The organism is Pseudomonas maumuensis (genome assembly GCF_019139675.1).
Lineage (GTDB): Bacteria > Pseudomonadota > Gammaproteobacteria > Pseudomonadales > Pseudomonadaceae > Aquipseudomonas > Aquipseudomonas maumuensis.
This window is the reverse complement of the sequence record NZ_CP077077.1, coordinates 1197433-1222928: the sequence shown is the minus strand read 5'-3', so window position 1 is coordinate 1222928 and position 25496 is coordinate 1197433. Positions and strand designations below refer to the sequence as shown.

General features: G+C 64.2%; 17 protein-coding genes. 6 read left to right on the top strand and 11 right to left on the bottom strand.

The genetic code is table 11. From position 1 onward, the window contains the following. Nucleotides 1–3: 3 nt before the first annotated feature. Entirely contained in the window at nucleotides 4–3903 is a 3900-nt protein-coding gene (gene purL, locus KSS90_RS05660) for a phosphoribosylformylglycinamidine synthase (RefSeq protein ID WP_217868534.1), read from the bottom strand. A gap of 222 nt (nucleotides 3904–4125) precedes the next feature. Between purL and mltF the strand changes: the two genes are divergently transcribed. After that, nucleotides 4126–5583, top strand: coding sequence for a membrane-bound lytic murein transglycosylase MltF (gene mltF / locus KSS90_RS05655; protein WP_110699821.1), 1458 nt, complete (start codon nucleotides 4126–4128; stop codon nucleotides 5581–5583). 495 nt (nucleotides 5584–6078) lie between these two features. On the opposite strand, the gene tadA is transcribed toward mltF, so the two are convergent. Together tadA and KSS90_RS05645 are read right to left on the bottom strand one after the other, a co-directional pair. Then, nucleotides 6079–6558, bottom strand: coding sequence for a tRNA adenosine(34) deaminase TadA (tadA, locus tag KSS90_RS05650; protein ID WP_217868533.1), 480 nt, complete (start codon nucleotides 6556–6558; stop codon nucleotides 6079–6081). Next, nucleotides 6558–7940 (bottom strand): multicopper oxidase family protein, encoded by a 1383-nt coding sequence (locus KSS90_RS05645; RefSeq protein WP_217868532.1) that lies wholly within the window; start codon nucleotides 7938–7940, stop codon nucleotides 6558–6560. Before KSS90_RS05645 ends, tadA begins: the two co-directional genes overlap by 1 nt. A gap of 203 nt (nucleotides 7941–8143) precedes the next feature. On the opposite strand from KSS90_RS05645, the gene KSS90_RS05640 reads away from it, so the two are divergent. Next, nucleotides 8144–11128 (top strand): membrane-targeted effector domain-containing toxin, encoded by a 2985-nt coding sequence (locus KSS90_RS05640; protein WP_225933137.1) that lies wholly within the window; start codon nucleotides 8144–8146, stop codon nucleotides 11126–11128. A gap of 59 nt (nucleotides 11129–11187) precedes the next feature. Here KSS90_RS05640 and guaA read toward each other — a convergent pair whose 3' ends face one another. The 4 genes from guaA to KSS90_RS05620 form a co-directional block, all read right to left on the bottom strand. Continuing rightward, nucleotides 11188–12765 (bottom strand): glutamine-hydrolyzing GMP synthase, encoded by a 1578-nt coding sequence (guaA, locus tag KSS90_RS05635; protein ID WP_011535447.1) that lies wholly within the window; start codon nucleotides 12763–12765, stop codon nucleotides 11188–11190. A gap of 77 nt (nucleotides 12766–12842) precedes the next feature. Further along, nucleotides 12843–14312, bottom strand: a complete 1470-nt coding sequence (gene guaB / locus KSS90_RS05630; protein WP_023628475.1) for an IMP dehydrogenase — start codon at nucleotides 14310–14312, stop codon at nucleotides 12843–12845. A gap of 86 nt (nucleotides 14313–14398) precedes the next feature. Next, on the bottom strand, nucleotides 14399–14956 hold the full coding sequence (locus KSS90_RS05625; protein ID WP_023628476.1) for a hypothetical protein: 558 nt from the start codon (nucleotides 14954–14956) through the stop codon (nucleotides 14399–14401). A gap of 50 nt (nucleotides 14957–15006) precedes the next feature. Continuing rightward, on the bottom strand, nucleotides 15007–15765 hold the full coding sequence (locus KSS90_RS05620; protein ID WP_217868531.1) for a sulfite exporter TauE/SafE family protein: 759 nt from the start codon (nucleotides 15763–15765) through the stop codon (nucleotides 15007–15009). A gap of 481 nt (nucleotides 15766–16246) precedes the next feature. Between KSS90_RS05620 and xseA the strand changes: the two genes are divergently transcribed. From xseA to leuA, 3 genes are all read left to right on the top strand, one after another. Next, nucleotides 16247–17626, top strand: coding sequence for an exodeoxyribonuclease VII large subunit (gene xseA, locus KSS90_RS05615; protein WP_217868530.1), 1380 nt, complete (start codon nucleotides 16247–16249; stop codon nucleotides 17624–17626). A gap of 3 nt (nucleotides 17627–17629) precedes the next feature. Next, a complete protein-coding gene (locus tag KSS90_RS05610; RefSeq protein WP_217868529.1) occupies nucleotides 17630–18457 on the top strand; it encodes a peptidoglycan DD-metalloendopeptidase family protein in 828 nt (275 codons plus the stop codon). 383 nt (nucleotides 18458–18840) lie between these two features. Continuing rightward, nucleotides 18841–20514 (top strand): 2-isopropylmalate synthase, encoded by a 1674-nt coding sequence (leuA, locus tag KSS90_RS05605; protein ID WP_217868528.1) that lies wholly within the window; start codon nucleotides 18841–18843, stop codon nucleotides 20512–20514. 210 nt (nucleotides 20515–20724) lie between these two features. On the opposite strand, the gene KSS90_RS05600 is transcribed toward leuA, so the two are convergent. From KSS90_RS05600 to zwf, 3 genes are read right to left on the bottom strand one after another with little or no spacing between them, the layout of a single operon-like run. Beyond that, nucleotides 20725–21399: a bifunctional 4-hydroxy-2-oxoglutarate aldolase/2-dehydro-3-deoxy-phosphogluconate aldolase gene (locus tag KSS90_RS05600; RefSeq protein ID WP_217868527.1), complete on the bottom strand. Its 675-nt coding sequence runs from the start codon at nucleotides 21397–21399 to the stop codon at nucleotides 20725–20727. Nucleotides 21400–21416: 17 nt separating this feature from the next. Further along, nucleotides 21417–22130: a 6-phosphogluconolactonase gene (pgl, locus tag KSS90_RS05595; RefSeq protein WP_217868526.1), complete on the bottom strand. Its 714-nt coding sequence runs from the start codon at nucleotides 22128–22130 to the stop codon at nucleotides 21417–21419. Beyond that, nucleotides 22117–23586 carry a glucose-6-phosphate dehydrogenase gene (zwf, locus tag KSS90_RS05590; RefSeq protein ID WP_217868525.1) on the bottom strand — a complete coding sequence of 490 codons (1470 nt, stop codon included), beginning with the start codon at nucleotides 23584–23586 and terminating at the stop codon, nucleotides 22117–22119. The genes pgl and zwf overlap by 14 nt, the downstream gene beginning before the upstream one ends. A 191-nt stretch (nucleotides 23587–23777) precedes the next feature. Here zwf and hexR point away from each other — a divergent pair, with 191 nt between their 5' ends. After that, complete coding sequence (hexR, locus tag KSS90_RS05585; protein ID WP_172670918.1) at nucleotides 23778–24641, top strand: DNA-binding transcriptional regulator HexR; 864 nt, start codon at nucleotides 23778–23780, stop codon at nucleotides 24639–24641. Here the strand turns inward: hexR and KSS90_RS05580 are convergent. Beyond that, nucleotides 24634–25488 carry a D-hexose-6-phosphate mutarotase gene (locus tag KSS90_RS05580; RefSeq protein WP_046854323.1) on the bottom strand — a complete coding sequence of 285 codons (855 nt, stop codon included), beginning with the start codon at nucleotides 25486–25488 and terminating at the stop codon, nucleotides 24634–24636. The two genes, hexR and KSS90_RS05580, sit on opposite strands and share 8 nt — an antisense overlap. Nucleotides 25489–25496: the final 8 nt, after the last annotated feature.

Below are 25496 nucleotides of genomic sequence, written 5' to 3'. Positions count from 1 at the left end.
GCCTTAGTTCACCCACACCCGCGCGTTGCGGAACATGCGCATCAGGGCCGCGTCTTCCTGCCACTCATCCGGACGCCAGGAGTTCTGCACGGCGCGGAACATACGCTCCGGGTGCGGCATCATGATGGTCACGCGGCCGTCGCGGCTGGTCAGGCCGGTGATCCCGCGCGGCGAGCCGTTCGGGTTGGCCGGATAGGCTTCGGTGACCTTGCCGTGGTTGTCGACGTAGCGCAGGGCCACGCAACCGGACAGGTCGGCTTCCAGCAGTGCCTCCTCGCTGGCGAATTCGGCATGGCCTTCGCCGTGGGCGATGGCGATCGGCATGCGCGAACCAGCCATGCCCTGCAGGAAGATCGAGTTGGACTTCTGCACCTCGACCATGGCCACGCGGGCCTCGAACTGCTCCGAGCGGTTGCGCACGAAGTGCGGCCAGTACTCGGTGCCCGGGATCAGCTCGTGCAGGTTGGACATCATCTGGCAACCGTTGCACACGCCCAGGGCGAAGCTGTCGGTACGCTCGAAGAAGGCCTGGAAGGCATCGCGGGCACGGGCGTTGAACAGTGCAGACTTGGCCCAGCCCTCACCGGCACCGAGCACGTCGCCGTAAGAGAAGCCGCCGCAGGCCACCAGGCCCTTGAAGGCTTCGAAATCGACACGGCTAGACAGGATGTCGCTCATGTGCACATCGACGGCGGCGAAGCCGGCACGGTCGAAGGCCGCGGCCATCTCGACCTGGCCGTTGACGCCCTGCTCGCGCAGGATCGCCACTTGCGGGCGCACGCCTTTCTTGATGTACGGCGCGGCGATGTCTTCGTTGACGTCGTAGCCGAGCTTGACCGACAGGCCTGGGTTGTCTTCCTCGAGCAGCGCGTCGAACTCCTGGTCGGCGCAGTCGGCGTTGTCACGCAGGCGCTGGACCTGGTAGCTGGTCTCGGCCCACTGGCGCTGCAGCAGGCGACGGTCGCCCTTGAACAGCTCTTCGCCTTCGAACTTGATCAGCACTTCACCGTTGTTGATCGGCTGGCCGATCACCGCGACGCAATCTTCGCCCAGGCCTGCGGCGCTGAACTGCGCCAGCACATCCGGCGTGGCGTCCTGACGGACCTGGATCACCGCGCCCAGCTCTTCGTTGAAGAGGATGGCCGCGACTTTCTCGCGCTTGCTGGTCAGGTTGCCCAGTTCCAGCTCCAGGCCACAGTGGCCGGCAAAGGCCATTTCCAGCACGGTGGTCAGCAGGCCACCGTCGGAACGGTCGTGGTAGGCCAACAGGTGGCCGTCTTCGTTCAGGCCCTGGATGACGGCGAAGAACGCCTTGAGGTCTTCGGCGTCGTCGACGTCCGGCGCCTGGGCGGCCAGCTTGCCGTGGGTCTGCGCCAGGATCGAGGCGCCCATGCGGTTCTTGCCACGGCCCAGGTCGATCAGGATCAGGTCGGTCTCGCCCTTGTCCATGCGCAGCTGCGGGGTCAGGGTCTTGCGGATGTCGGTGACCGGGGCGAAGCCGGTGATGATCAGCGACATCGGCGAGGTAACGCTCTTCTGCTCGCCGGCTTCGCTCCACTGGGTCTTCATCGACATCGAGTCTTTACCGACCGGGATGGTGATACCCAGCTCCGGGCACAGCTCCATGCCGACGGCCTTGACGGTGTCGTACAGGCGGGCGTCTTCGCCCGGGTGGCCAGCGGCGGACATCCAGTTGGCCGACAGCTTGATGTCGGACAGCTTCTCGATGCGCGAGGCGGCCAGGTTGGTCAAGGTTTCGCCGATCGCCATGCGCCCGGACGCCGGGGCGTCGAGCAGGGCCAGCGGGGTACGCTCGCCCATGGCCATGGCTTCGCCGGTGTAGACGTCGAAGCTGGTGGCGGTGACGGCGCAGTCGGCCACCGGAACCTGCCAAGGGCCGACCATCTGGTCGCGGGCCACGAGGCCGGTAATGGTGCGGTCGCCGATGGTGATCAGGAAGCTCTTGCTGGCCACGGCCGGGTGACGCAGCACGCGCTCGACCGAGTCGTTCAGGTCCAGCGTGCTCGGGTCGAACTCATCGCCCAGCTCCGCTTCGCGAGTGACCGAACGGTGCATGCGCGGCGGCTTGCCCAGCAGCACGTCCAGCGGCATGTCCACCGGGGTGTTGTCGAAGTGGCTGTCGGTAACGGTCAGGTGCTTCTCTTCGGTGGCCTCGCCGACCACCGCGAACGGGCAACGCTCGCGCTCGCAGATGGCCTGGAAGCGCTCGAAGTCCTCGGCGCTGACCGCCAGCACGTAGCGCTCTTGCGATTCGTTGGACCAGATCTCGTGCGGGGCCATGCCCGGCTCGTCGTTGGGCACGTTGCGCAGTTCGAAGCGGCCACCGCGGCCACCGTCGTTGACCAGCTCGGGGAAGGCGTTGGAAATGCCGCCGGCGCCGACGTCGTGGATGAAGGCGATGGGGTTCTTGTCACCCAGCTGCCAGCAGCGGTCGATGACCTCCTGGCAACGGCGTTCCATTTCCGGGTTTTCGCGCTGCACCGAGGCGAAGTCCAGGTCGGCGGAGCTGGCGCCGGTGGCGACCGACGAAGCGGCGCCGCCGCCCAGGCCGATCAGCATGGCCGGGCCGCCAAGCACGATCAGCTTGGCGCCGACGGTGATCTCGCCCTTCTGCACGTGGTCTTCACGGATGTTGCCCATGCCGCCGGCCAGCATGATCGGCTTGTGGTAGCCACGGACTTCCTCGCCGTGCGGGGTGTTGATGCCCTGCTCGAAGGTACGGAAGTAGCCGGTCAGGGCCGGGCGGCCGAATTCGTTGTTGAACGCGGCGCCGCCCAGCGGGCCTTCGATCATGATGTCGAGGGCGTCGACGATGCGCTCGGGCTTGCCGTACGGCTTTTCCCAAGGCTGCTCGAAACCGGGGATGCGCAGGTTGGAGACGGTGAAACCGGTCAGGCCGGCCTTGGGCTTGGCACCACGGCCGGTGGCGCCTTCGTCGCGAATCTCGCCGCCGGAGCCGGTGGAGGCGCCGGAGAACGGGGCGATGGCGGTCGGGTGGTTGTGCGTCTCGACCTTCATCAGGATGTGCACCGGCTCCTGCACCGCGCCGTACTGGCGGGTCTCAGGGTTCGGGAAGAAGCGCCCGGCCACCGAACCGACGATCACCGAGGCGTTGTCCTTGTAGGCCGACAGCACGCCTTCGCTGTGCATCTGATAGGTGTTCTTGATCATGCCGAACAGGCTCTTCTCTTGCGCCTGGCCGTCGATGTCCCAGCTGGCGTTGAAGATCTTGTGGCGGCAGTGCTCGGAGTTGGCCTGGGCGAACATCATCAGTTCGATGTCGTTCGGGTTGCGCGCAAGGCCTTGGAAGGCGGCGACCAGGTAGTCGATCTCGTCTTCGGCCAGGGCCAGGCCCAGGTCGAAGTTGGCCTGGGCCAGGGCGGCGCGGCCACCGGCCAGGATGTCGACCGAGGTCATCGGCTTGGGCTGGGCGTGGCTGAACAGGTCGGCGGCGTCTTCCAGCTTGGCCAGCACGCGCTGGGTCATGCGGTCGTGCAGCTCGGCGGCGATGGCCTGGGCGTCGGCATCATTGATGTTGCCGGCGACGTAGTAGGCGATGCCGCGCTCCAGGCGCTGGATCGACTGCAGGCCGCAGTTGTGGGCGATGTCGCTGGCCTTGGATGCCCAGGGCGAGATGGTGCCCAGGCGCGGCACGACCAGGAACAGGCGGCCGCTCGGCTCCTGTACCGGCACGCTCGGGCCGTACTTGAGCAGACGGCCCAGCACCTGCTGCTGGTCGGCGGTCAGCTCGCCGTCGACGTCGGCGAAGTGGGCGAATTCGGCATACAAACCAGTAACAGCGGGGACTTTCTGGCTCAGTTGCTCGAGTAATTTACCGTGGCGAAAGGCAGAAAGGGCAGGAGCGCCGCGCAGGATCAACATCGTCGGGACAGCCTCAGGAAGGGGTGTGCTTAGAGGCCGTGCATTCTAGCCTAATTCGCAGGCTTTCGGCACCCGCTCTAAGCCAATGCTGCCGGGCGGTGGAACCGGACCCGAGGGTCAAAAAATCACCCCTTGCGCCACGCCAGGCACGCGGCCTGCTACCAGACAAGCCATCTATTGTCGAGATATGGCACCGGCAGTCCTTTGCGTATACTGCACCCTATGTTCGCCCACACTGCTTTGCGCCAGCGTTGCGCCAAATGGCTCTTCGCAACCGGACTCTTCCTGATGCTCGGTGCCTGCGTTGAAAAACCCAGCACCCTCGAGCGCGTCAAGGAGGATGGCGTATTGCGCGTGATTACCCGCAACAGCCCGGCCACCTACTTCCAGGACCGCAACGGCGAAACCGGTTTCGAGTACGAACTGGTCAAGCGCTTCGCCGACGACCTGGGGGTGAAGCTCGAGATCGAGACCGCCGACAACCTCGACCAATTGTTCGACCAACTGGGCAAGCCCTCCGGCCCGGTACTGGCCGCCGCCGGCCTGGTCAGCAGCGAGCGCCGCGCCAGCCAGGCGAAGTTCTCCCACCCGTATCTCGAGGTGACCCCGCAGGTCATCTACCGCAACGGCCGCTCGCGCCCGACCAATGCCAAGGGGCTGGTGGGCAAGAAGATCATGGTGCTCAAGGGCAGCAGCCACGCCGACCAGCTCGCCGAGCTGAAAAAACAGAATCCGGGGCTGGAATACGAAGAGTCCGACGCCGTCGAAGTGGTCGACCTGCTGCGCATGGTCGACGAAGGCCAGATCGACCTGACCCTGGTCGACTCCAACGAGCTGGCCATGAACCAGGTCTACTTCCCCAATGTGCGCGTGGCCTTCGACCTGGGCGACACCCGAGACCAGCGCTGGGCGGTGGCCGCCGGCGAAGACAACAGCCTGCTCAATGAGATCAACGAGTTTCTCGACAAGTCGCAGAAGAACGGCACGCTTCAACGCCTGAAGGACCGTTACTACGGCCATGTCGATGTGCTGGGCTACGTCGGTGCCTACACCTTCGCCCAGCACCTGCAGCAACGCCTGCCCAAGTACGAGAAACACTTCAAGACCAGCTCCAAGGTCGAACAGGTGGACTGGCGGCTGCTGGCCGCGATCGGCTACCAGGAATCGATGTGGCAGCCGGAAGTCACCTCCAAGACCGGCGTGCGCGGCCTGATGATGCTGACCCAGCGCACCGCCCAGGCCATGGGCGTGTCCAACCGCCTGGATCCCCGGCAGAGTATCCAGGGCGGCGCCAAGTACTTCATGCTGGTCAAGGACCAGCTCGACGACAGCATCAAGGAGCCGGACCGCACCTGGTTCGCCCTGGCCGCCTACAACGTCGGCAGTGGCCATCTGGAAGACGCCCGCACCCTGGCCAGGCGCGAAGGCCTGAACCCGAACAAGTGGCTGGACGTGAAGAAGATGCTGCCGCGCCTGTCGCAGAAGCAGTGGTACAGCAAGACCAAGTACGGTTATGCCCGGGGCGGCGAGCCGGTGCATTTCGTCGCCAACATCCGCCGCTACTACGACATCCTCACCTGGGTCACGCAGCCGCAGCTCGAAGGCCAGGTGGCCGAGGGCAACCTGCATGTGCCTGCGGTGAACAAGGACAAGCCAGCGGAGCAAGCGGCGCCGATGTGAGTCTTCAAGGCCACTTCACCGGCAAGCCAGCTCCCTCAATCGCCCTTCTAAAGCCCATCCCTTTCAAGGTCTTTTGGCGCTTGGGGTATTGACCGCATCAGGGCTACCAAGTGTTCGTCTTAACCCTTGCAGGGCCTATCAGATCGAGCGCCGCCCGCGCGGCGCATCGCGGATGAATCCGCTCCTACATTTGTTGCAACGTGGCCATGCCTGATAGGCCATGGTTGTGAGCCTTGTGCGCTCGACGCGATTTTTCGGTGGGCATTGCCGGCGCCCCACCTGTCTTGCGCCCTGCGCCAAGGCTGGCAACCATGGCCTGACAGGTTCGGTACGTTGCAACGAATGTAGGAGCGGATTCATCCGCGATGCGCCGCGCGGGCGGCGCTCGATCTTACAGGCGCTGCCACTCTAACGCCGAACACCTTGAAAGCCCTGCTTCCAAAGCCAAGCGCCATCCTGTGGGAGCTGGCTTGCCAGCGATGAGGCCGGCGCAGGTTAGCCCTTGGCCCGCCGAGCCTTGAAAAACTCGCTGAGGATCGCGCCGCACTCCTCGGCCAGCACTCCCCCCTCATACATCACCCGATGGTTGAGAAAGCCCTGGGTGAAGAACTGCCCCTGGCTCTGCACGATCCCCGCCTTGGGTTCCAACGCCCCATACACCACCCGCGCCACCCGCGAATGGACGATCAGCCCCGCGCACATGCTGCACGGCTCCAGCGTCACGTACAGGGTGCTGCCCGGCAGGCGGTAGTTGCTGGCGGACTTGGCCGCAGCGCGGATCGCCACCATCTCGGCGTGGGCGCTGGGGTCGCTGTCGAGGATCGGCCGGTTGAAGCCATGGCCGAGTACCTGGCCGTGCTGCACCAGCACCGCGCCCACCGGCACCTCGCCCAGGGCCGCGCCCTGGGCCGCAAGTTCCAGGGCCAGGCGCATGAATTCCTGATCGCGGCTGCGATCGACGATCTGCGGGCGCATCAGACCACCGCGATCGCGGCCATCAGGCCGGTTTCCATGTGGTCGATGACATGGCAGTGGAACATCCAGGTGCCCGGGTTATCCGCCACCAGCGCCACCTGCGCCCGTTCGTTCTTGCCCAGCAGGTAAGTGTCAGTGAACCACGGCTCGACGATCTTGCGCCGATTGGAGGCGATCACCTTGAAACTCATGCCATGCAGGTGGATCGGGTGCTGGTACTGGGTCATGTTCTTCAGCTCGAGGATATAGCTCTTGCCCTTCTGCAGCGTGGCGATGGGCCGGTCGGCGCAGGTCTTGTCGGTGATGTCCCAGGCCTGGCCGTTGATCTGCCACAGGCTCGGCGGCTTGCCGTTCTCGGTATTCACCGAAACCTTGCCGACCCATTCGAAATTGAAGTTGAGCTTCTCGGCATTCTCCAGGTCCGGTTCGGCAACCGGGTTCGGCGGCAGGGCCTTGGGCCAGTCGCCGGGAGCGTCGCTGCTGGCCACCGAGCGCAAGGTGCCCAGGCGCACGAAACCGTCTCGCAGCGAGACCTCCTCGCCCGCTTCGGGAACACGGATTGCCAGGCAGATGCGCATGCCCGGGCCAAGCCAGTATTCCTCGTCCAGCGGGCGCGGGGTGATCGGGTTGCCATCGAGGGCGTAGATCATCGCTTCGCAGTTGCCCTTGAGGTTCAAGCGATAGGTCCAGGTGTTGTCCAGGTTCAACAGACGCACCCGCACCACCTGCCCGGCTGGCAGCTCGGTGACCGACTCGGCCTGGCCGTTGATGGTGATCAGCCGCCCCGCCGTGCCGTTGCGCGCCGCCTCGCGCGGAATGCTGAACGGCAGCCAGGCGCCCTGCTCGTCCACATGCCAGTTCTTCAGGCTCAGCGTGCGTTCGTGCTTGAAACCGGTCGGTTCGCGCTCTTCGACGATCAGCGGGCCGACCAGGCCGCGCCCCAGCTCCTCGGAGCTGCTCACATGCGGGTGATACCAGTAGCTGCCGGCATCCGGCACACGGAACTTGTAGTCGAAATACTCGCCGGGCTTGACCGGCAATTGCGACACGTAGGGCACGCCGTCCATTTCCAGCGGCAGGCGGATGCCATGCCAGTGGATGGTGGTTTCCACCGGCAAGTGGTTGATGAAGCGCACCCGCAACCACGTACCTTGGCGCACCCGCAACTCGGTGCCCGGCGCTGACGGGCCGAAGGCCCAAGCCTCGGTCTTGAAGCCCGGCACCAACTCGACGTCCAGCGGTGCGGCGATCAGCTCGTAATCGTGCCCGGCGTTGTCGTCTTCGACCTTGCCCAGCCAGTAGCGCGCCGCGCCCCCGGCGCCCAGGCCTACCACCATCAGGCCGGTCAGGCCCTTGAGCATTTGTCGACGGGTAAAGGACATCGGTGCGGGTACCTCGTAATCGGAACAATCAACCTGCCAGCAGCGGCTGGCGATGAAGGGCGAATACGATACACCTGCAAATGGGAAAGATTAAGTGAAGTGATGTCACAGCACGGATGATGACAAACCAGGTTGTACATATCTGAGACGTTGCGATGACTTTCGCTGCTTATGCTGGCGCCTTTCATACAAGGAGCAAGACCATGAGCCATATGTCGATGATACCGCTGGACGATCAGCAGACCCTGCAACAACTTGCCAGGGATCTGGTGCAGACCTGCCCGGACATGCGCCAGCGTGCGCGCGAAGTCGCCCTGGAGATCCTGCACAAGCACAGGCTCTACAAACTTGATCCCGACAACGTTTACCTACACCGATTCGCCACTGCGCACAGCGCCGCAACCTTCACCGGCTGGGCGCATAACCAGCAGCCGGTTCAGTCCATGACGTTGCCGCAATTGGTCATGCAACGCTTCAATGCCCAGGATGCCGACAACGCCGACCTGCTCGGCTACCTCAGCGGCTTCTACCAGGAAGGGCCCGGCGCGGATAGCTACGATGCCCACAACGAGGTCGCACTGAGCCCGCAAGAGGTATTGAACTACTTCTGGGAGATCGACTTCTGCAGCGATTTCAAAGCCCGTATCCACAGCTTCTGGGGCTCTCATTCCGACGCTTTTCGCACGCTGGCCAAGGCCAATTTCCTGAGCAAGGTCCTGGAAGTGCGCCATCAAACCCCTGACAGCGCACTGGCCAAGTGCTGCGGCGAGATCGCCGACGCACTACTGGGTGGAGCAATCTGGCCACCAACCGTGGCGCAGCTGCAGGAGGAGGTGTCCACCCCGGAAGGCATGCGCTTTTGCACGTTCGATATCGGCGGCTATGTCGCCACCGACATCCTGCGCATCGTCATGAGTGATGGCCGACAACTGCTCTACACACCAGGAGCCGTGACGGCGCTGCACCTGTTCGCCGACACCACCGAGCTCTTCTGGTGGGTGCTGATCAACAACAACTACGATGAAAACCGCACGCGCTTCAGCAGCCACTTCGCCTTGAAAGACCGAGGTGAACGCAATGACTTGGTCGGCCTGGACCATCTCACCGACCTGCTGTATCAACAATGGGGCAAACAAGACTTCGCCGGCCTGAACGTCTTGGACCAGACCGTCACCGCCGACCCTTTCACCTGGCTGCGCGACAAAACCCATCAACGCATGCTGGATGACGCCGATCACGCATTGCACAGCAATGCCGAACTGCGCAAGCAACTTTGGCTCGGCTACCTGGGCGCCTTCAATCAGGTGTTCGGACCTTTGGCCGCGCTGGACTGGCCCATAGCACTCGTCACCGTCGGTGCCGGACTCGCCGAAACCGGCCTGAACATCGACCAGGCAGTACATGCCCGAACCACCGCAGAGCGCAAACAAGCCATCATTGGCGCCATCGTGGCAGCGATCACGACCCTGTTCAACGCCACATTCCTGCTCGACTCCCCCGGCAAGGCACTCGCCGAGGCCGGTGCAGCATCGGAACCGGCAACCCTTGATCCACAATCACCGCCTGCGCAAGAAGGGACGGGGGAAACTGTGACGCCTGATGAAGCGACAGTGCCTGAACAATCACCCGAGGAACACATGCAAAACTGGGTACCGAAACCATTCTGGCCCAGTGAAGCGACTCAAATGCTGGAGCCCTTCGAATCCAACGTGATCCTCACCGGCGAACCGGGCACCGGCAAATCTGCGGGCGTCTACCTGCAGAACGGCAAGTTCTACGTACAGATAGACTCACTTCCCTATCAGGTACGCTTCGTTCAAGAGTTGCAAAGCTGGGTCGTGATCGACCCGGAGAACCCCTACTCCTTCTACGGCTGCCATATCATCCGCCTGGACGCTGAAGGCCAATGGCAACTGGCACCGCGCCCGAAAGGCCATGGTGGCGCGCCGGGTTGGTTGAAGATCTGGGGGCGTTCCGCCGAAGGGAAACCCTTGGCCCCGTTGCCCGCCTCGCCATATGAAATTCCGCAAGCCATACGCCCCAACCTTGAAGGGGCCAGCGACGGTTTGCTCTCTGGTCGGAGCTACGACCCTTTTAACCCTATGCGGGAAAGCGCCTGCCAAGAGTTCCGGACACGCCGCGACCAGTTAGCTGCCGACGCAACGGAGTTCTTCAAGACGCCCACCCTGCCGGAACGCCCGCAAGTCCCCGAACTGACCGCTTCAGCCAGCCCAAAGGAATTGATCCAGAAAGTGTTCGAGAACGCCGACGGCCTTGTCTTAGGCGAGTCCCACCACGGGATCGCCAGCAAACGCTTCCTGATCGACAATGCGGAGCTACTGCGCAAGCAAAAAGTCCAGGTTCTGTATATGGAGCATTACATGACCGACTTCCAGCAAGCGGACCTGGACACATTCAACCAAACCGGGCGCATGCCAGAAGCGCTGGACCAATATGTGACCAATCAGGATTACGGTCACCTTACCGACCCTTTGAAACGTTACACCTTCCGCCGGGTCATGCAGGCAGCGCAGAAGAACGGCATCAGGATCCAGTCGATCGACTGCATGGCCAGCTATCAGCAAGCGTGGCTAGAGCGTCCGAAAGGGCCGATCCGGCAGAAGATGATGAATTTCTATGCCCATACGGTGATCGAGGCGGACCAGACGCTGCGTGGCGCAAACCGCTGGGTCGCACTCGTGGGTAATAGCCACAGCGACTATTTCCTGGGCATTGCAGGGGTCGGAGACCTTGAAGGCGCATTGACGCTGCGCTGCGAGGATGTACCGGTGGGACAACCAGATACCATCGATCTAGACCCCGGCATGGAAGTAACTGACAAGAAAGCAGGCACCGTGACCCTTAAAAGCGACCTGCGCCTTAGAGCCGCCGTTAGTAACGAGCCGCCCCCGAGCCCTAACACACCGCTCAAGCCACCTGCGCTTCGCAGTTTGGAACAGCGCCTACGCACCCCTGGGGACTATTCGATTGAAACCAGCGATGGCCAGTCAGTACTGGTCAATCGCGGCCGTGACAACACACTGCGCCGCACCCCCATCCATCAGGAGGGAAGCTTCATCTACATCGAACGCTCCGATTGGCCGTGGATCAACAAGCGCCACCTGCCAGACCTGACCGACTTGCACACCCGCCTTAAATTGCACGGCCTGCGCCCAGTCCCCAACTGAACCTGGCGAATCCTTACCGGATACAACAAGGGCGCCTTACGGCGCCCTTGTGGCTCAACTCATTCCCACTCGATAGTGGCCGGCGGCTTGCTCGACACGTCGTAGGTGACGCGGGAGATACCGTCGATTTCGTTGATGATACGACCGCTGACGGTTTCCAGCAGCTCGTACGGCAGGTGCGCCCAACGCGCGGTCATGAAGTCCACGGTCTCGACGGCACGCAGGGCCACGACCCAGGCGTAGCGACGGCCGTCGCCGACGACGCCGACCGACTTGACCGGCTGGAACACCACGAAGGCCTGGCTGGTCTTGTGGTACCAGTCGGCCTTGCGCAGTTCTTCGATGAAGATGTGGTCGGCACGACGCAGGATGTCGGCGTATTCCTTCTTCACTTCACCGAGGATGCGCACACCCAGGCCCGGGCCCGGGAACGGGTGGCGGTAGACCATGTCGTACGGCAGGCCCAGCTCCAGGCCGATCTTGCGCACTTCGTCCTTGAACAGCTCACGCAGTGGCTCGACCAGCTTGAGGTTCATTTCCTCCGGCAGGCCGCCGACGTTGTGGTGCGACTTGATCACGTGGGCCTTGCCGCTCTTGGCGCCGGCCGACTCGATCACGTCGGGGTAGATGGTGCCCTGGGCGAGGAACTGGATGTTCTCCAGCTTGCTGGCCTCGGCATCGAACACGTCGATGAAGGTGCGGCCGATGATCTTGCGCTTCTTCTCAGGGTCCGCTTCGCCTTCCAGGTTGTCGAGGAACTGCTTCTCGGCATCGGCGCGGATCACCTTGACGCCCATGTTCTCCTTGAACATGGCCATCACCTGGTCGCCTTCGTGCAGGCGCAGCAGGCCGTTGTCGACGAACACGCAGGTCAGCTGGTCGCCGATGGCGCGGTGCAGCAGCGCGGCAACAACCGAGCTGTCGACGCCGCCGGACAGGCCCAGCAGGACGTTGGCCGAACCGACCTGAGCACGTACCTGGGCGATGGCATCCTCGACGATGTTCGAGGCGGTCCACAGGGCTTCACAGCCGCAGATGTCCTGGACGAAGCGCGACAGAATGCGACCGCCTTGCTTGGTGTGGGTCACTTCCGGGTGGAACTGCACGCCGTAGTAGCCCAGGGCATCGTCGTACATGCCGGCGATCGGGCAGCTCGGGGTGCTGGCCAGCACGCTGAAGTTGCCTGGCATCTGGGTGACCTTGTCGCCGTGGCTCATCCACACGTCCAGGCCCAGCACGCCGTCATCGTCGACGTGGTCTTCAATGCCGTCGAGCAGGCGGCTCTTGCCGACCACGTCGACGCGGGCGTAACCGAACTCGCGCAGGTCGGAACCTTCGACCTTGCCGCCCATCTGCTCGGCCATGGTCTGCATGCCGTAGCAGATGCCCAGCACCGGGACCTTCAGGTCGAACACGGCCTGCGGCGCGCGCGGGCTGTTGGCTTCGTGGACCGACTCGGGGCCACCGGCCAGGATAATGCCGCGCGGGTTGAATTCGCGGATCGCTTCATCGTCCATGTCGAACGGGTGCAGCTCGCAATACACACCGATCTCGCGCACGCGGCGGGCGATCAGCTGGGTGTACTGGGAACCGAAATCGAGGATCAGGATACGGTGAGCGTGAATGTCGAGGGCCATGACTCAATCTCGTCAGTGGAAATCGGAAACGACGCGGGGCTGTGTATGACAGCCCCGTTCGGTAATTGCTGGAAGCCTCAGCCTACGCGGTAGTTAGGGGCTTCTTTGGTGATCTGCACGTCATGCACGTGGGACTCGGCCATGCCGGCACCGGTGATGCGCACGAACTCCGGCTTGGTACGCATCTCTTCGATGGTCGCGCTGCCGGTGTAGCCCATGGACGAACGCAGGCCGCCCATCAGCTGGTGGATGATCGCGGCCAGGGCGCCTTTGTACGGCACGCGGCCTTCGATACCTTCCGGCACCAGCTTCTCGGCACCGGCCGAGGAGTCCTGGAAGTAACGGTCGGACGAGCCTTGCGCCTGTGCCATGGCACCCAGCGAGCCCATGCCGCGGTAGGCTTTGTAGGAGCGACCCTGGAACAGTTCGACTTCGCCCGGCGCTTCTTCAGTACCGGCGAACATCGAACCCATCATCACGCAGGAAGCACCGGCGACGATGGCCTTGGACAGGTCACCCGAGAAACGGATGCCGCCGTCGGCGATCAGTGGCACGCCAGTGCCTTCCAGTGCGGCGGCGACGTTGGCGATGGCGCTGATCTGCGGCACGCCGACACCGGCGACGATACGGGTGGTGCAGATCGAGCCTGGGCCGATACCGACCTTGACCGCGTCGGCACCGGCTTCGGCCAGGGCCTTGGCGGCAGCGCCAGTGGCGATGTTGCCGCCGATCACCTGCACTTGCGGGTAGGTCTCTTTGACCCAGCGAACGCGGTCGATCACGCCTTTGGAGTGACCGTGGGCGGTGTCGACGACAACCACGTCAACGCCGGCGGCTACCAGGGCGGCAACGCGCTCGCCGGTGTCCTTGCCGGTGCCGACCGCGGCGCCGACGCGCAGGCGACCCTGGTCGTCCTTGCTGGCCAGCGGGTAGGCCTTGGCCTTCTCGATGTCCTTGACGGTCATCATGCCCTTGAGGGCGAACTTGTCGTCGACGATCAGGACTTTTTCCAGGCGGTGCTTGTGCAGCAGCTCGCGGACTTCGTTCTTGTCGGCGCCTTCGCGGACGGTGACCAGACGCTCTTTGGGGGTCATCACGTCGCGGACCTTGGCGTCCAGGCGGGTTTCGAAGCGCACGTCGCGGGAGGTGACGATGCCGACCAGGTCACCGTTTTCCAGCACCGGAACACCGGAGATGTTGTTCAGGCGGGTCAGGTCGAACAGGTCGCGTACGGTGGCGTCGGCGTCGATGGTGATCGGGTCCTTGACCACGCCAGCCTCGAACTTCTTGACCTTGCGTACTTCGCCGGCCTGCTGCTCGATGGTCATGTTCTTGTGGATGATGCCGATGCCGCCTTCCTGGGCCATGGCGATGGCCAGGCGCGCTTCGGTCACGGTATCCATGGCGGCGGAGACCAGGGGAATGTTCAGCTCGATGCCACGAGTCAAACGGGTCTTGAGACTGACTTCATTGGGCAGTACCTCGGAGTAGCCAGGTACAAGGAGGATATCGTCGAAGGTCAGGGCTTCTTGGCTGATACGCAGCATCGCGGGGGCTCCCGGGAGGGAAAAATGGAAGCGCGCCATTATACCCATCCATGGCGCGCCGCTCAATGCAAAATAAGGGCCTTCGGTCAGCCTTGCGGCAGTTTTACCTGCACCACCGCCACCGGCTGGTCCAGCCAGTCGGCGAAGCTGTCGAGGAAGGCCTGGGTAAACCCGGCCTCGCCCCAGTTATTGAAGATGAACCCCAGGTTGGAAAAGGCACACGGCTGCAAATAGAGAAAGCCGTTGATGTCGTCTTCGAAGCCGCACAGCGGGCAGGTGAAGTTGTCACTCACCCCCGGCATCCACTCCTCCAGGCTCTCGAACAGCGGCTCGCCGACCTCACGCCGGCACTCCGGGCAACCGGCTTCTTCGAGAAAACCGTCGGTTGGGGTGTAGATGCAGCGCTTGAGCATCACTTCAAGACCGTTGACCTGCTCGCCAAAGGGCAGTTTCTCCGGATGCAGGGCAACCTTGCGCGCCCCCTCCGCCAAGGCATGGCCCATGCGGTTGCCGGTGCGCCCGCAGGTGCTCAACTGTTCCTCGACGATTTTTTCGCGCACCAGCCAGCGCAGGATGGCGCGGGCGCGGGCCTCATGGACGGGCACGGTGGACAGTTTGGGGACGATGATGCTCTGGGTATTCATGGGTGGGGCGGGCCTGCGGACTGCGGTAATGGCGCAATTCTAGCGCCTGCTCAGGCGCTCAGGTAGCGGCCGATAAGCGCCAGGCCGCTGGCCAGGACCAACCAGGTGACCAGGCGGATGAAGGCCTCGCGGGACAGTTTCAAGGTCAGCCGTCGCCCCAGCCAGGTGCCGACGAACATCACCGGCAGCAGGCAGGCGGCGAGCAGCAGCAAGCTGGTATCGGCATACACCCCGGCGATCAGGAACAGCGACAGGCGCACCACCGTGCTGCAGCTGATCAGCGCGACCTGGGTCGCACGCACCTGTTCCTTGGCCTCCAGGCGGGCACTGAGGTAGATCGCGTAGAGGAATCCACCACTACCGAACAAGGCGCCGAACAATCCGCCCACCATGCCCATGGGCACCGCCCAGGCGCCCGACAGGCTAGCCGGGCGTACCTTGACCGCCAGGCCATAGACCGCATAGGCGGTCACGAAAATGCCCATCAGCAACAGCAACACATCGGACTTGAGCCGCAGCAGGAACACCACGCCCAGAGTGCAGCCCACGGCCATGAACGGCAGCAGGCGCAGCAATTCGCCACGTACCACATCGCGCCGCGACGGTAGCAGGTTGCCGAAGGCGGCGACGAAATCCAGCAGCACCAGCAGCGGAATGATCCGTGACAACGGCATGAAATGGATCAGCACGGGGCCGGCGACCAGCGCGGTGCCGAAACCGGCGATGCCGAAGACGATGTAGGCGACAGAGATCGCGAGGAGGATGGGGAGCCAGTCGAAGGGGGTGAGGGAGAGTTGGGCTAGCGTCATGCTGGGTCCTGGGGTCGTCCGTGGGGGTGTTTGTCGTGGAAATGCGGTGAGGCGAACAGGTGCAGGCCTTGAGGGTTATGGCGCCTTTGAGATCGAGCGCCGCCCGCGCGGCGCATCGCTGGCAAGCCAGCTCCCACATTTGTTTCGGGCCAGTTACTCCTGAAAGGTCATCACTGTACGCCTTGTTGGTTCGACTCGGTATTGGAGTGGGCGCCAATGGCGCCTCGCCCGACTTGAGACATGCACCAAGGCGGACAGCGGCACCCTCACAGGAGTGATTGGCCCGAAACAAATGTGGGAGCTGGCTTGCCAGCGATGCGCCGCGCGGGCGGCGCTCGATCTCAAGAGCGCTGCAAACCTGTCGCCATGCACCTGTATGCCGTGATGCGACCTCCCGCCATGCGCTGCCCGCCTCACGCCCCTGCCGCTCGCAACAATCCCAACCCTGGCATCCCCCCCCACTCCCCCTTATCATGCCCCCATGATAAGAGACCCTTTCGAACGACTCGGCCTGGACCGCGAGGTCCTCACCGTCAGCCAGCTCAACGGCCGCGCCCGTGTGCTGCTCGAGGACGTGTTCCGCAGCGTCTGGGTGGAAGGCGAGATTTCCAACCTCGCCCGCCCGGCCTCCGGCCATATGTACTTCACCCTCAAGGACAGCGGCGCGCAGATCCGCTGCGCGCTGTTCCGGCAGAACGCCGCCCGGGTCCGCCAGGCCCTGCGTGACGGCCTGGCGGTACGGGTGCGCGGCAAGGTCTCGCTGTTCGAAGGGCGTGGCGACTACCAACTGATCCTCGATACGGTCGAGCCGGCCGGCGACGGTGCCCTGCGCCTGGCGTTCGAGGCGCTGAAGGAAAAGCTCGGCGCCGAGGGGCTGTTCAGCACCGAACGCAAGAAGCCGCTGCCAGCGCACCCGCAACGCATCGGCATCATCACCTCGCCCACCGGCGCGGTGATCCGCGACATCATCAGTGTGTTCGGCCGCCGTGCGCCGCAGGTCGAGCTGAACCTGATCCCCACCGCGGTGCAGGGCCGCGAGGCGATCAACCAGATCGTCCGCGCCCTGCAGATGGCCGACCGGCAAGGCTTCGACGCGCTGATCCTGGCCCGTGGCGGCGGCTCGCTGGAAGACCTCTGGTGCTTCAACGAAGAGGCCGTGGCCCGCGCCGTGGCCGCCTGCGTCACGCCCATCGTCAGCGCCGTGGGCCATGAGACCGACGTGTCGATCAGCGACTTCGTCGCCGATGTGCGCGCCCCCACGCCGTCCGCCGCCGCCGAGCTGCTCGCCCCCGACAGCAGCGGCCTGCAGCAGCGCCTCGACAGCCTGCAACGGCGCCTGCTGCTGCGCATGCAGAACCGCCTGGCCCACGACCGCCTGCGCCTGGACGGGCTGGCCCGACGCCTGCGTCACCCCGGCGAGCGCCTGCGCCAGCAGGCCCAGCGCCTGGACGACCTGGACATGCGTCTGCGCCGCGCCTTCATGCTCGACATGAACCAGCGCCAGCAACGCCTCGGCCGCCTCGACACGCGCCTGGCCGCGCAACATCCGGGACGCAGCCTGAAACTGCTCAAGCAGCGCCTGGACAGCCTCGCCGAGCGCCTGCCGCGGGCCATGCGCGACGTGCTCAAGGACCGCCGCCAGCGCTTCCAGGCACAGCTGCAGACCCTGCAGGTGGTCAGCCCGCTGGCCACCCTCGCCCGCGGCTACAGCATCCTCCTGGATGAGCGCGGCCAGGCCATCCGCAGCGCCGCGCAAACCCACAACGGCCAACGCCTGACCGCCCGCCTCAACGAAGGCGAGCTCAAGGTGCGGGTCGAGGACAACCACCAGACCCCGGTCACCCTCTCGCTACTGGACTGACACATGCCACGCCTGTTCGCGCCCCTGCTTGCCCTCGCCCTGCTGCTGCCGGTCACGGCCGCCCACGCCAGCTACATCACCCGCGCCCTCAACAAGCCCGTGCCCGGCGGCGTGGCGGTGGTCGACCTGGGCCCGGGCGCCAACGCCCCGACCGCGCGCTTCGATGGCAAACCGGTATTGGTGGTCAGGGAGCAGGACAACTGGCTGGCCATCGTCGGCATTCCGCTGACGCAAAAACCCGGCAGCGCCGTGCTGACCCAGGGTGGGCGCAGCATTCCTTTCAGTGTCGGCAGCAAGAAGTACCCCGAGCAGCACATCACCTTGAAGAACAAGCGCCAGGTCAACCCTGAACCGCAGGACCTCAAGCGCATCGACCGCGAACTGGCCGAGCAGATAAAGGCCTACCGCAGTTTCAGCCCTGTGCTTCCGAGCAACCTGATCCTCGACAAGCCGGTCAACGGCCCGCTGTCGAGCAAGTTCGGCGTACGCCGCTTCTTCAATGGCGAGGAACGCAACCCCCATGCCGGCCTGGACTTCGCCGTGCCCGCCGGCACGCCGATCAAGACCCCGGCCAATGGCAAGGTGATCCTGGTGGGCGACTACTTCTTCAATGGCCGCACGGTGTTCGTCGACCATGGGCAAGGCTTCATCAGCATGTTCTGCCACATGTCGAAGATCGACGTGAAGCCGGGCCAGGCGCTGCGCCGTGGCGAAGTGGTCGGTCGCGTGGGCTCGACGGGCCGCGCCACCGGGCCGCACATGCACTGGAACGTCAGCCTGAACGATGCGCGGGTGGATCCGGCGATCTTCATCGGCGCGTTCCAGCCCTGAAACCGTTCCTGCTGCCAATGGGAAAGCCCTGTGGGAGCGGGCTTGCCCCGCGCTTAGGCCCTCGATGAAAGCGCAGGCACGCAATGCTTGCGCCATCCAAAAAACACACGCAAGTAAAACCAATAAAAATAACGTAGCCAGCCATAAAATCTCGCACAAAAGCGCTTTTTAAGCATTTCTCTCAATTTTCGAGCGATGCTTGCCATCCCCCAAACCACTGGTTAGGGTTGAGCACATGAACATCTTCAGCACCCTCCTCCAACAACACCGCAGCCTCTGCCTGGTCAGCGCCCGACTACCAGGGTGAATCGCGTCGCCTCGCCTTTTCATCTCGTACACGTTCGGCAGGCCCGATCACGGCCGCACATAAAAGGATTGCTTCCATGACCATGCTCAAAGATCCATCGAAGAAGTACCGCGCTTTCCCGACCATCGACCTGCCCGACCGTACCTGGCCGTCGAAGACCATCACCCAGGCGCCGATCTGGTGCAGTTCCGACCTGCGTGATGGCAACCAGTCGCTGATCGAGCCGATGGATGCCGAGAAGAAGCTGCGTTTCTGGAAGACCCTGGTGCAAGTAGGCGTGAAGGAAATCGAAGCGTCGTTCCCGTCCGCATCGCAGACCGACTTCGACTTCGTGCGCACCCTGATCGAAGACGGCCACATCCCGGACGACACCACCATCCAGGTGCTCACCCAGGCCCGTGAAGACCTGATCGCGCGTACCTTCGAATCCCTGCGCGGCGCCAAGAAGGCCATCGTCCACCTGTACAACGCCACCTGCCCGTCGTTCCGCCGCATCGTTTTCAACCAGGACAAGCAGGGCGTGAAGGACATCGCGGTCAACGCCGCCAAGCTGTTCGTCAAGTACGCAGCCCAGCAGCCAAACACTCAGTGGACCTTCCAGTACTCGCCCGAAACCTTCAGCGCCACCGAACTGGAGTTCGCCAAAGAGGTGTGCGACGCGGTGATCGAGGTGTGGAACCCGACCCCCGAGCACAAGGTCATCCTCAACCTGCCGGCCACTGTCGAAGTCGCCACGCCGAACGTCTACGCCGACCAGATCGAGTGGTTCTGCCGTAACGTCAACCGCCGTGACAGCGTGATCATCAGCCTGCACACCCACAACGACCGTGGCACGGGCATCGCCGCCACCGAGCTGGGCCTGATGGCCGGCGCCGACCGTGCCGAAGGCTGCTTGTTCGGCAACGGCGAGCGCACCGGCAACGTCGACCTGGTGACCCTGGCGCTGAACCTCTACACCCAGGGCATCGACCCACAGCTGGACTTCTCCGATATCGACGGCGTGCGCAAGGTCGTCGAGGAGTGCAACCAATTGCCGGTGCATCCACGTCACCCCTATGTCGGCGACTTGGTACACACCGCGTTCTCCGGCTCGCACCAGGACGCCATCCGCAAGGGCTTCGCCAAGCAGCAGGACGGCGAGCTGTGGGAAGTGCCGTACCTGCCGATCGACCCGGCCGACATCGGCCGCAGCTACGAGGCGGTGATCCGCGTCAACAGCCAGTCGGGCAAGGGCGGCATCACCTACCTGCTCGAGCAGGAGTATGGCATCAGCCTGCCGCGCCGCATGCAGATCGAGTTCAGCCAGGTGGTACAGGGCGAGACCGACCGTCTCGGCCTGGAAATGACCGCCGAGCAGATCTACAAGCTGCTGCAGAAGGAATACCTCCAGGCCAACGCACCGTATGCCCTGGTCAGCCACCGCCTGCAGGAAGAGAACGGCAGCAGCCACGTGCAGGTGGAAGTCTCCGGTGAAGGCGAGACCACCCTGCACTGGCACGGCAAGGGCAATGGCGCCCTGGAAGCGCTGGTCGCCGGCTTGCCGGTCAATGTGGAAATCATGGACTACAACGAGCACGCCATCGGTGCCGGTACCAACGCCAAGGCGGCGGCCTACATCGAACTGCGTGTGGCCGGCGGGCGTCCGGTGCATGGCGTGGGCATCGACGAGAACATCACCACCGCCAGCTTCAAGGCGCTGTTCAGCGCGCTGAACCGCTCGCTGAGCCAGCAGCAGGCCAAGGCGGCGTAAGTCGCGATGTGATGATCAAGGCCCGCATCTTGGATGCGGGCTTTTTTTTGTCTGTACCGGCCTCATCGCGGATGAATCCGCTCCTACAGGGACCGTGCAGGAGCGGATTCATCCGCGATGAGGCCGGTACAAACAATCCAAAACCCACAGGCGAAAAAAAGGGGCGCCGACCAAGCGCCCCACAAGCCGTGTAGCACACAACGAAATCTGTCAGTCCAGCAACGCCATCGCCTCGGCGCTGCACGCCTCGATCCGCGCCCAGTCGCCGTTCTTGATCCAGCTGCTGTCGAGCATCCAGGTGCCGCCCACGCACATCACATTGGGCAGGGCCATGTAGTTGCGCACGTTGGCCGGGTTGACCCCGCCAGTGGGGCAGAAGCGGATGTCGCCGAACGGGCCGCCGAACGCCTTGATCGCCGCCACGCCGCCACTGATCTCGGCCGGGAACAGCTTGAAGCGACGGTAGCCCAGGGCGTAGCCCATCATGATTTCCGACGGCGTGCTGATACCCGGCAACAGCGGAATATCACTGTTTACGCCCGCTTCGAGAATGTCCTGGGTGATGCCCGGGGTGACGACGAACTGCGCGCCCGCCGCCTCGACCGCCGCGAACATGCCGCGGTCGAGCACGGTGCCAGCGCCGACGCACAGCTCCGGGCGCTGCTCGCGCAGCACTTGGATGGCCTTCAGGCCGTGCTGCGAGCGCAGGGTCACTTCCAGGGTGCGGATGCCGCCGGCGGCCAGGGCATCGGCCAGGGGCAGGATGTCTTCCTCACGGGCGATGGTGATCACCGGCAGGATGCGCGCCTTGTTGCAGATCGCGTCGATCCGCGCGGCTTTGTCGGCCATCGAGAGCAAAGGCTGTGGGCGTTCGAGGGTGGTCATGACAATGGATCCTTGGCTCATGGGCACCAGTAGATGTCCAGGGGGTCGTGAAGAAAGGCGCGAATCGGCATTTCGGTTGGGTCTTCGGCCGCCAGCGCGGTGCGCAGGGTGGCGAGCTTGCCCGCGCCCTGTACCGACAACAGGGTCAGGCCGGCAGTGGCCAGCAGTGCGCGGGTCATGCTCAGGCGCTGGTGCGGCACGCTGGGCGCCAGCATCGGCAGGCAGCGACGCTCACCGACCTTGGCCAGGCCCTGGCGCAGGTTGGGGCTGGCCGGGAACAGCGAGGCCGTATGGCCATCGTCGCCCATGCCCAGCACCAGCACATCGATCGGTGGCAGGTCGGCCAGCACCTGGTCGGCCTGCTCGGCAGCGGCTTCGAGGGTCGCGGCGGGTTGGTAGAGCCCAATGAAACGGGCCTTGGCCGCCGGCCCCTTGAACAGATGGCGAGCCAGCAGGCCGGCATTGCTGTCGTCGTGCGCCACCGGCACCCAGCGCTCGTCGGCCAGGCTCACGGTGACCTTGGACCAATCCAGCGCCTCGCCGGCCAGCTTCTCGAGAAACGGCACCGGGCTACGCCCGCCGGACAGCACCAGGCAGGCCTGCCCCTTGCTGGCGATCGCCTGGCGCAAGCGCTCGGCCACATCATGGGCCTGAGTCGCCGCCAGGGTTTTCGGATCGGCCAGCTGATGAACCTTCACGGTCGCCGGCAGTTGCAGTTCAGATATCGCCATACCAGGCCCTCCCATCACGTGTAATCAATGCAATCGAGCTCATCGGCCCCCAGGAACCGGCCGCATAGGGCTTGGGCGCGTCACCGGTGTGCTTCCAGCCAGCGATCAGTTGGTCGCACCATTTCCAGGCGTATTCGATCTCGTCCTTGCGCACGAACAGGTTCTGGTTGCCGCGCATCACTTCCAGCAACAACCGCTCGTAGGCATCCGGGATCCGCGCGCTGCGCCAGGTGTCGGAGAAATTCAGCTGCAGCGGGCCGCTGCGCAGTTGCATGCCCTTGTCCAGGCCCTGCTCCTTGGTCATCACCCGCAGCGAAATACCCTCGTCCGGCTGCAGACGAATGATCAGCTTGTTGCCGATCTGCAAACGCTGTTCCGGGGCAAAGATGTAGTGCGGGGTTTCCTTGAAGTGGATGACGATCTGCGACAGCTTCTGCGGCATGCGCTTGCCGGTGCGCAGGTAGAACGGCACACCCGACCAGCGCCAGTTGCGGATATCGGCGCGCAGGGCGACGAAGGTCTCGGTGTCGCTCTGGGCGTTGGCGTTGTCCTCTTCGAGGTAACCCGGCACTGGCTTGCCGTCACTGAAACCGGCGATGTACTGGCCACGCACCACATGGGTGCTCAGCCCCTCGCCGGTGATCGGTGCCAGGGCCTTGAGCACCTTGACCTTCTCGTCGCGGATACTGTCGGCCGAGAGGTCACTGGGCGGGTCCATGGCGATCAGGCAAAGCAACTGCAACAGGTGGTTCTGGATCATGTCGCGCAGCTGGCCGGCCTTGTCGAAGTAGCCCCAGCGGCCCTCGATGCCGACTTTCTCCGCGACGGTGATCTCCACATGGGAGATGGAATTCTGGTTCCACTGGGTTTCGAACAGGCTGTTGGCGAAGCGCAGGGCGATCAGGTTCTGCACCGTCTCCTTGCCCAGGTAATGGTCGATACGGTAGACCCGGCTCTCGGGGAAGAACCGCGCCACGGCGTCGTTGACCCGGCGCGACGACTCCAGGTCGTGGCCGATGGGCTTTTCCAGCACCACCCGGGTACGCGACGCCAGGCCGGCCTTGTCGAGGTTCTCGCAGATCGCGCCGTAGACCGCCGCCGCCGTGGCGAAGTAGGCGATCAGCGGCTGCCCGCTCGGTGCCTGTTCGGCCAAGGCCTGGTAGCCCTCGGGCTCGACGAAGTCCAGGTGCAGGTAGCTCAGGCGCGCCAGGAAGCGCCCCAGGGAGGCGGCATCGATCTCGGCCTCCGGTACGTGGCGGCGCAGATGGGCTTCGATGTTGTTCAGGTGTTCCTGCACGCTGCCCGGCTCGCGGGCCAGGGCCAGCAGACGGGTGTCGGGGTGCAGGAGGTCGGCGCGGTCGAGCTGGTAGAGCGCGGGGAACAGCTTGCGCAATGCCAGGTCGCCTAGGGCGCCAAAGAGGGCGAAGGTGCAGGGTTCGACACTGATCGCGGCCATGATGTTGGTTCTTTTATAAATGTTGGACTAGGAATACCGGTTTCAACCCTGCTTTTCAAGGGTTAATGTAGTAAAAACCACAACATCCAATACAGCCATTACAGACAAGTGGTGTGACAATCTTACCGACAGTAGGATACACACCAGCGCAAAAAGCCTGCTTCCCGACCCAAGGACACACCATGGACCGCGTGCGAAACCTCCTGGAACAGATCCAGGGCCGCCTCGACGAGCTGAACAAGGCCGAACGCAAGGTCGCCGAAGTCATCCTGCTCAACCCGCAACAAGCCACCCGCTTCAGCATCGCCGCCCTGGCCCAGGCGGCCAGTGTCAGCGAACCGACGGTCAACCGCTTCTGCCGCTCGTTCGGCGTCAGCGGCTACCCCGAACTCAAGCTGCAACTGGCGCAAAGCCTGGCCAGCGGCGCCGCCTATGTCAGCCGCGCGGTGGAGGCCGACGACGATCCGGCCGCTTACACCCAGAAGATCTTCGGCAGCGCCATTGCCTCGCTCGACAGCGCCTGCCAGGCGCTCGACCCGCAGCAGGTCAGCCGCGCCGTGGACATGATGATCCAGGCCCGGCAGATCCACTTCTTCGGCCTCGGCGCCTCGGCCCCGGTGGCCCTCGATGCGCAGCACAAGTTCTTCCGTTTCAACCTCGCCGTGTCGGCCCACGCCGATGTGCTGATGCAGCGCATGCTGGCTTCGGTGGCCCACACCGGCGACCTGTTCGTGATCATTTCCTACACAGGGCGTACCCGCGAGCTGGTCGAGGTGGCACGCCTGGCCCGGGAAAACGGCGCCTCGGTGCTTGGCCTCACCGCCGCCGGCTCGCCCCTGGCCCAGGCCTGCAGCCTCAGCCTGCATATCCCGCTGCCGGAAGATACCGACATCTACATGCCGATGACTTCGCGGATCATCCAGCTCACCGTGCTTGACGTGCTCGCCACCGGCATGACCCTGCGCCGTGGCGTGGACTTCCAGCCACACCTGCGCAAGATCAAGGAAAGCCTCAACGCCAGCCGCTACCCGATCGAGGACGACGACCTCAACTGAGCCGGTGCGCCTGCAAACGCAGGTGCGCCCGCTCGCCCGGCGCCAGGCTCAGGCCCTCGCCACTGCCGCTGGCCGCTTCCACGCAGACGAAGCCTTGGCACTCGCGCCCGCTCACGCCCATCAACGGCCGATTGCCAGGGTGCCAGACCACGGTGTCGTCACTGTCGCCGGTATCGATGCACAGTTCGCGCTGCCAGGCCGGGTCCTGCAGCTGCACCCGCGGCGTGCCGGGATAGACCCGCTGGCAACCGCCCTTGAGGGTCAGCGCGCCGTCTTCACGGCAGGCCTGGCGATTGAGGCGATCGTAGCCGTCGATGTCCTCCAGCCCGGATAGCGCTATCTTCGACACGTCGCTGATCCGCCAGTAGGCCAGCAGCGCATGGCTCAGCTGGCACGGTTCGCTGTCCTGGTGCTCGGTGCTCAGGCTCAGCTCCATGCTCGCCCCAAGCCGGGCATGCAGGTCGACCTGCCAGTCGCACAGGTCCAGGCGCCATTTCAGGGTCACCCCTTCCTCGTCCTCGCGGCTGTCCACCAGCTTCCAGTCCAGCAGGCGCGCCCAGCCATGGGCCGGCCACAGGTCCTCGCTGGGATGGCGGCCATACCAGGGCCAGCACACCGGCACACCGCCACGAATGGCCCCCACCTGCGGCCACTGCTCGGCGCACCACAACCAGGGCTTTTCACCGGCGGGTTGAAAGTGCAGGAGCTGCCCGCCCTGGCGGCTGAACACCGCCTGGCAACGAGGGTGGTCGATGATCAGCACATCGCGCTGCTGGTAACGCTCCCACTCGAAGGTCGGCCTCGGCCGTTGCGAGGTAAAGAAGCGATGTAGCGGATGTTCGGGCATGGTTCCAA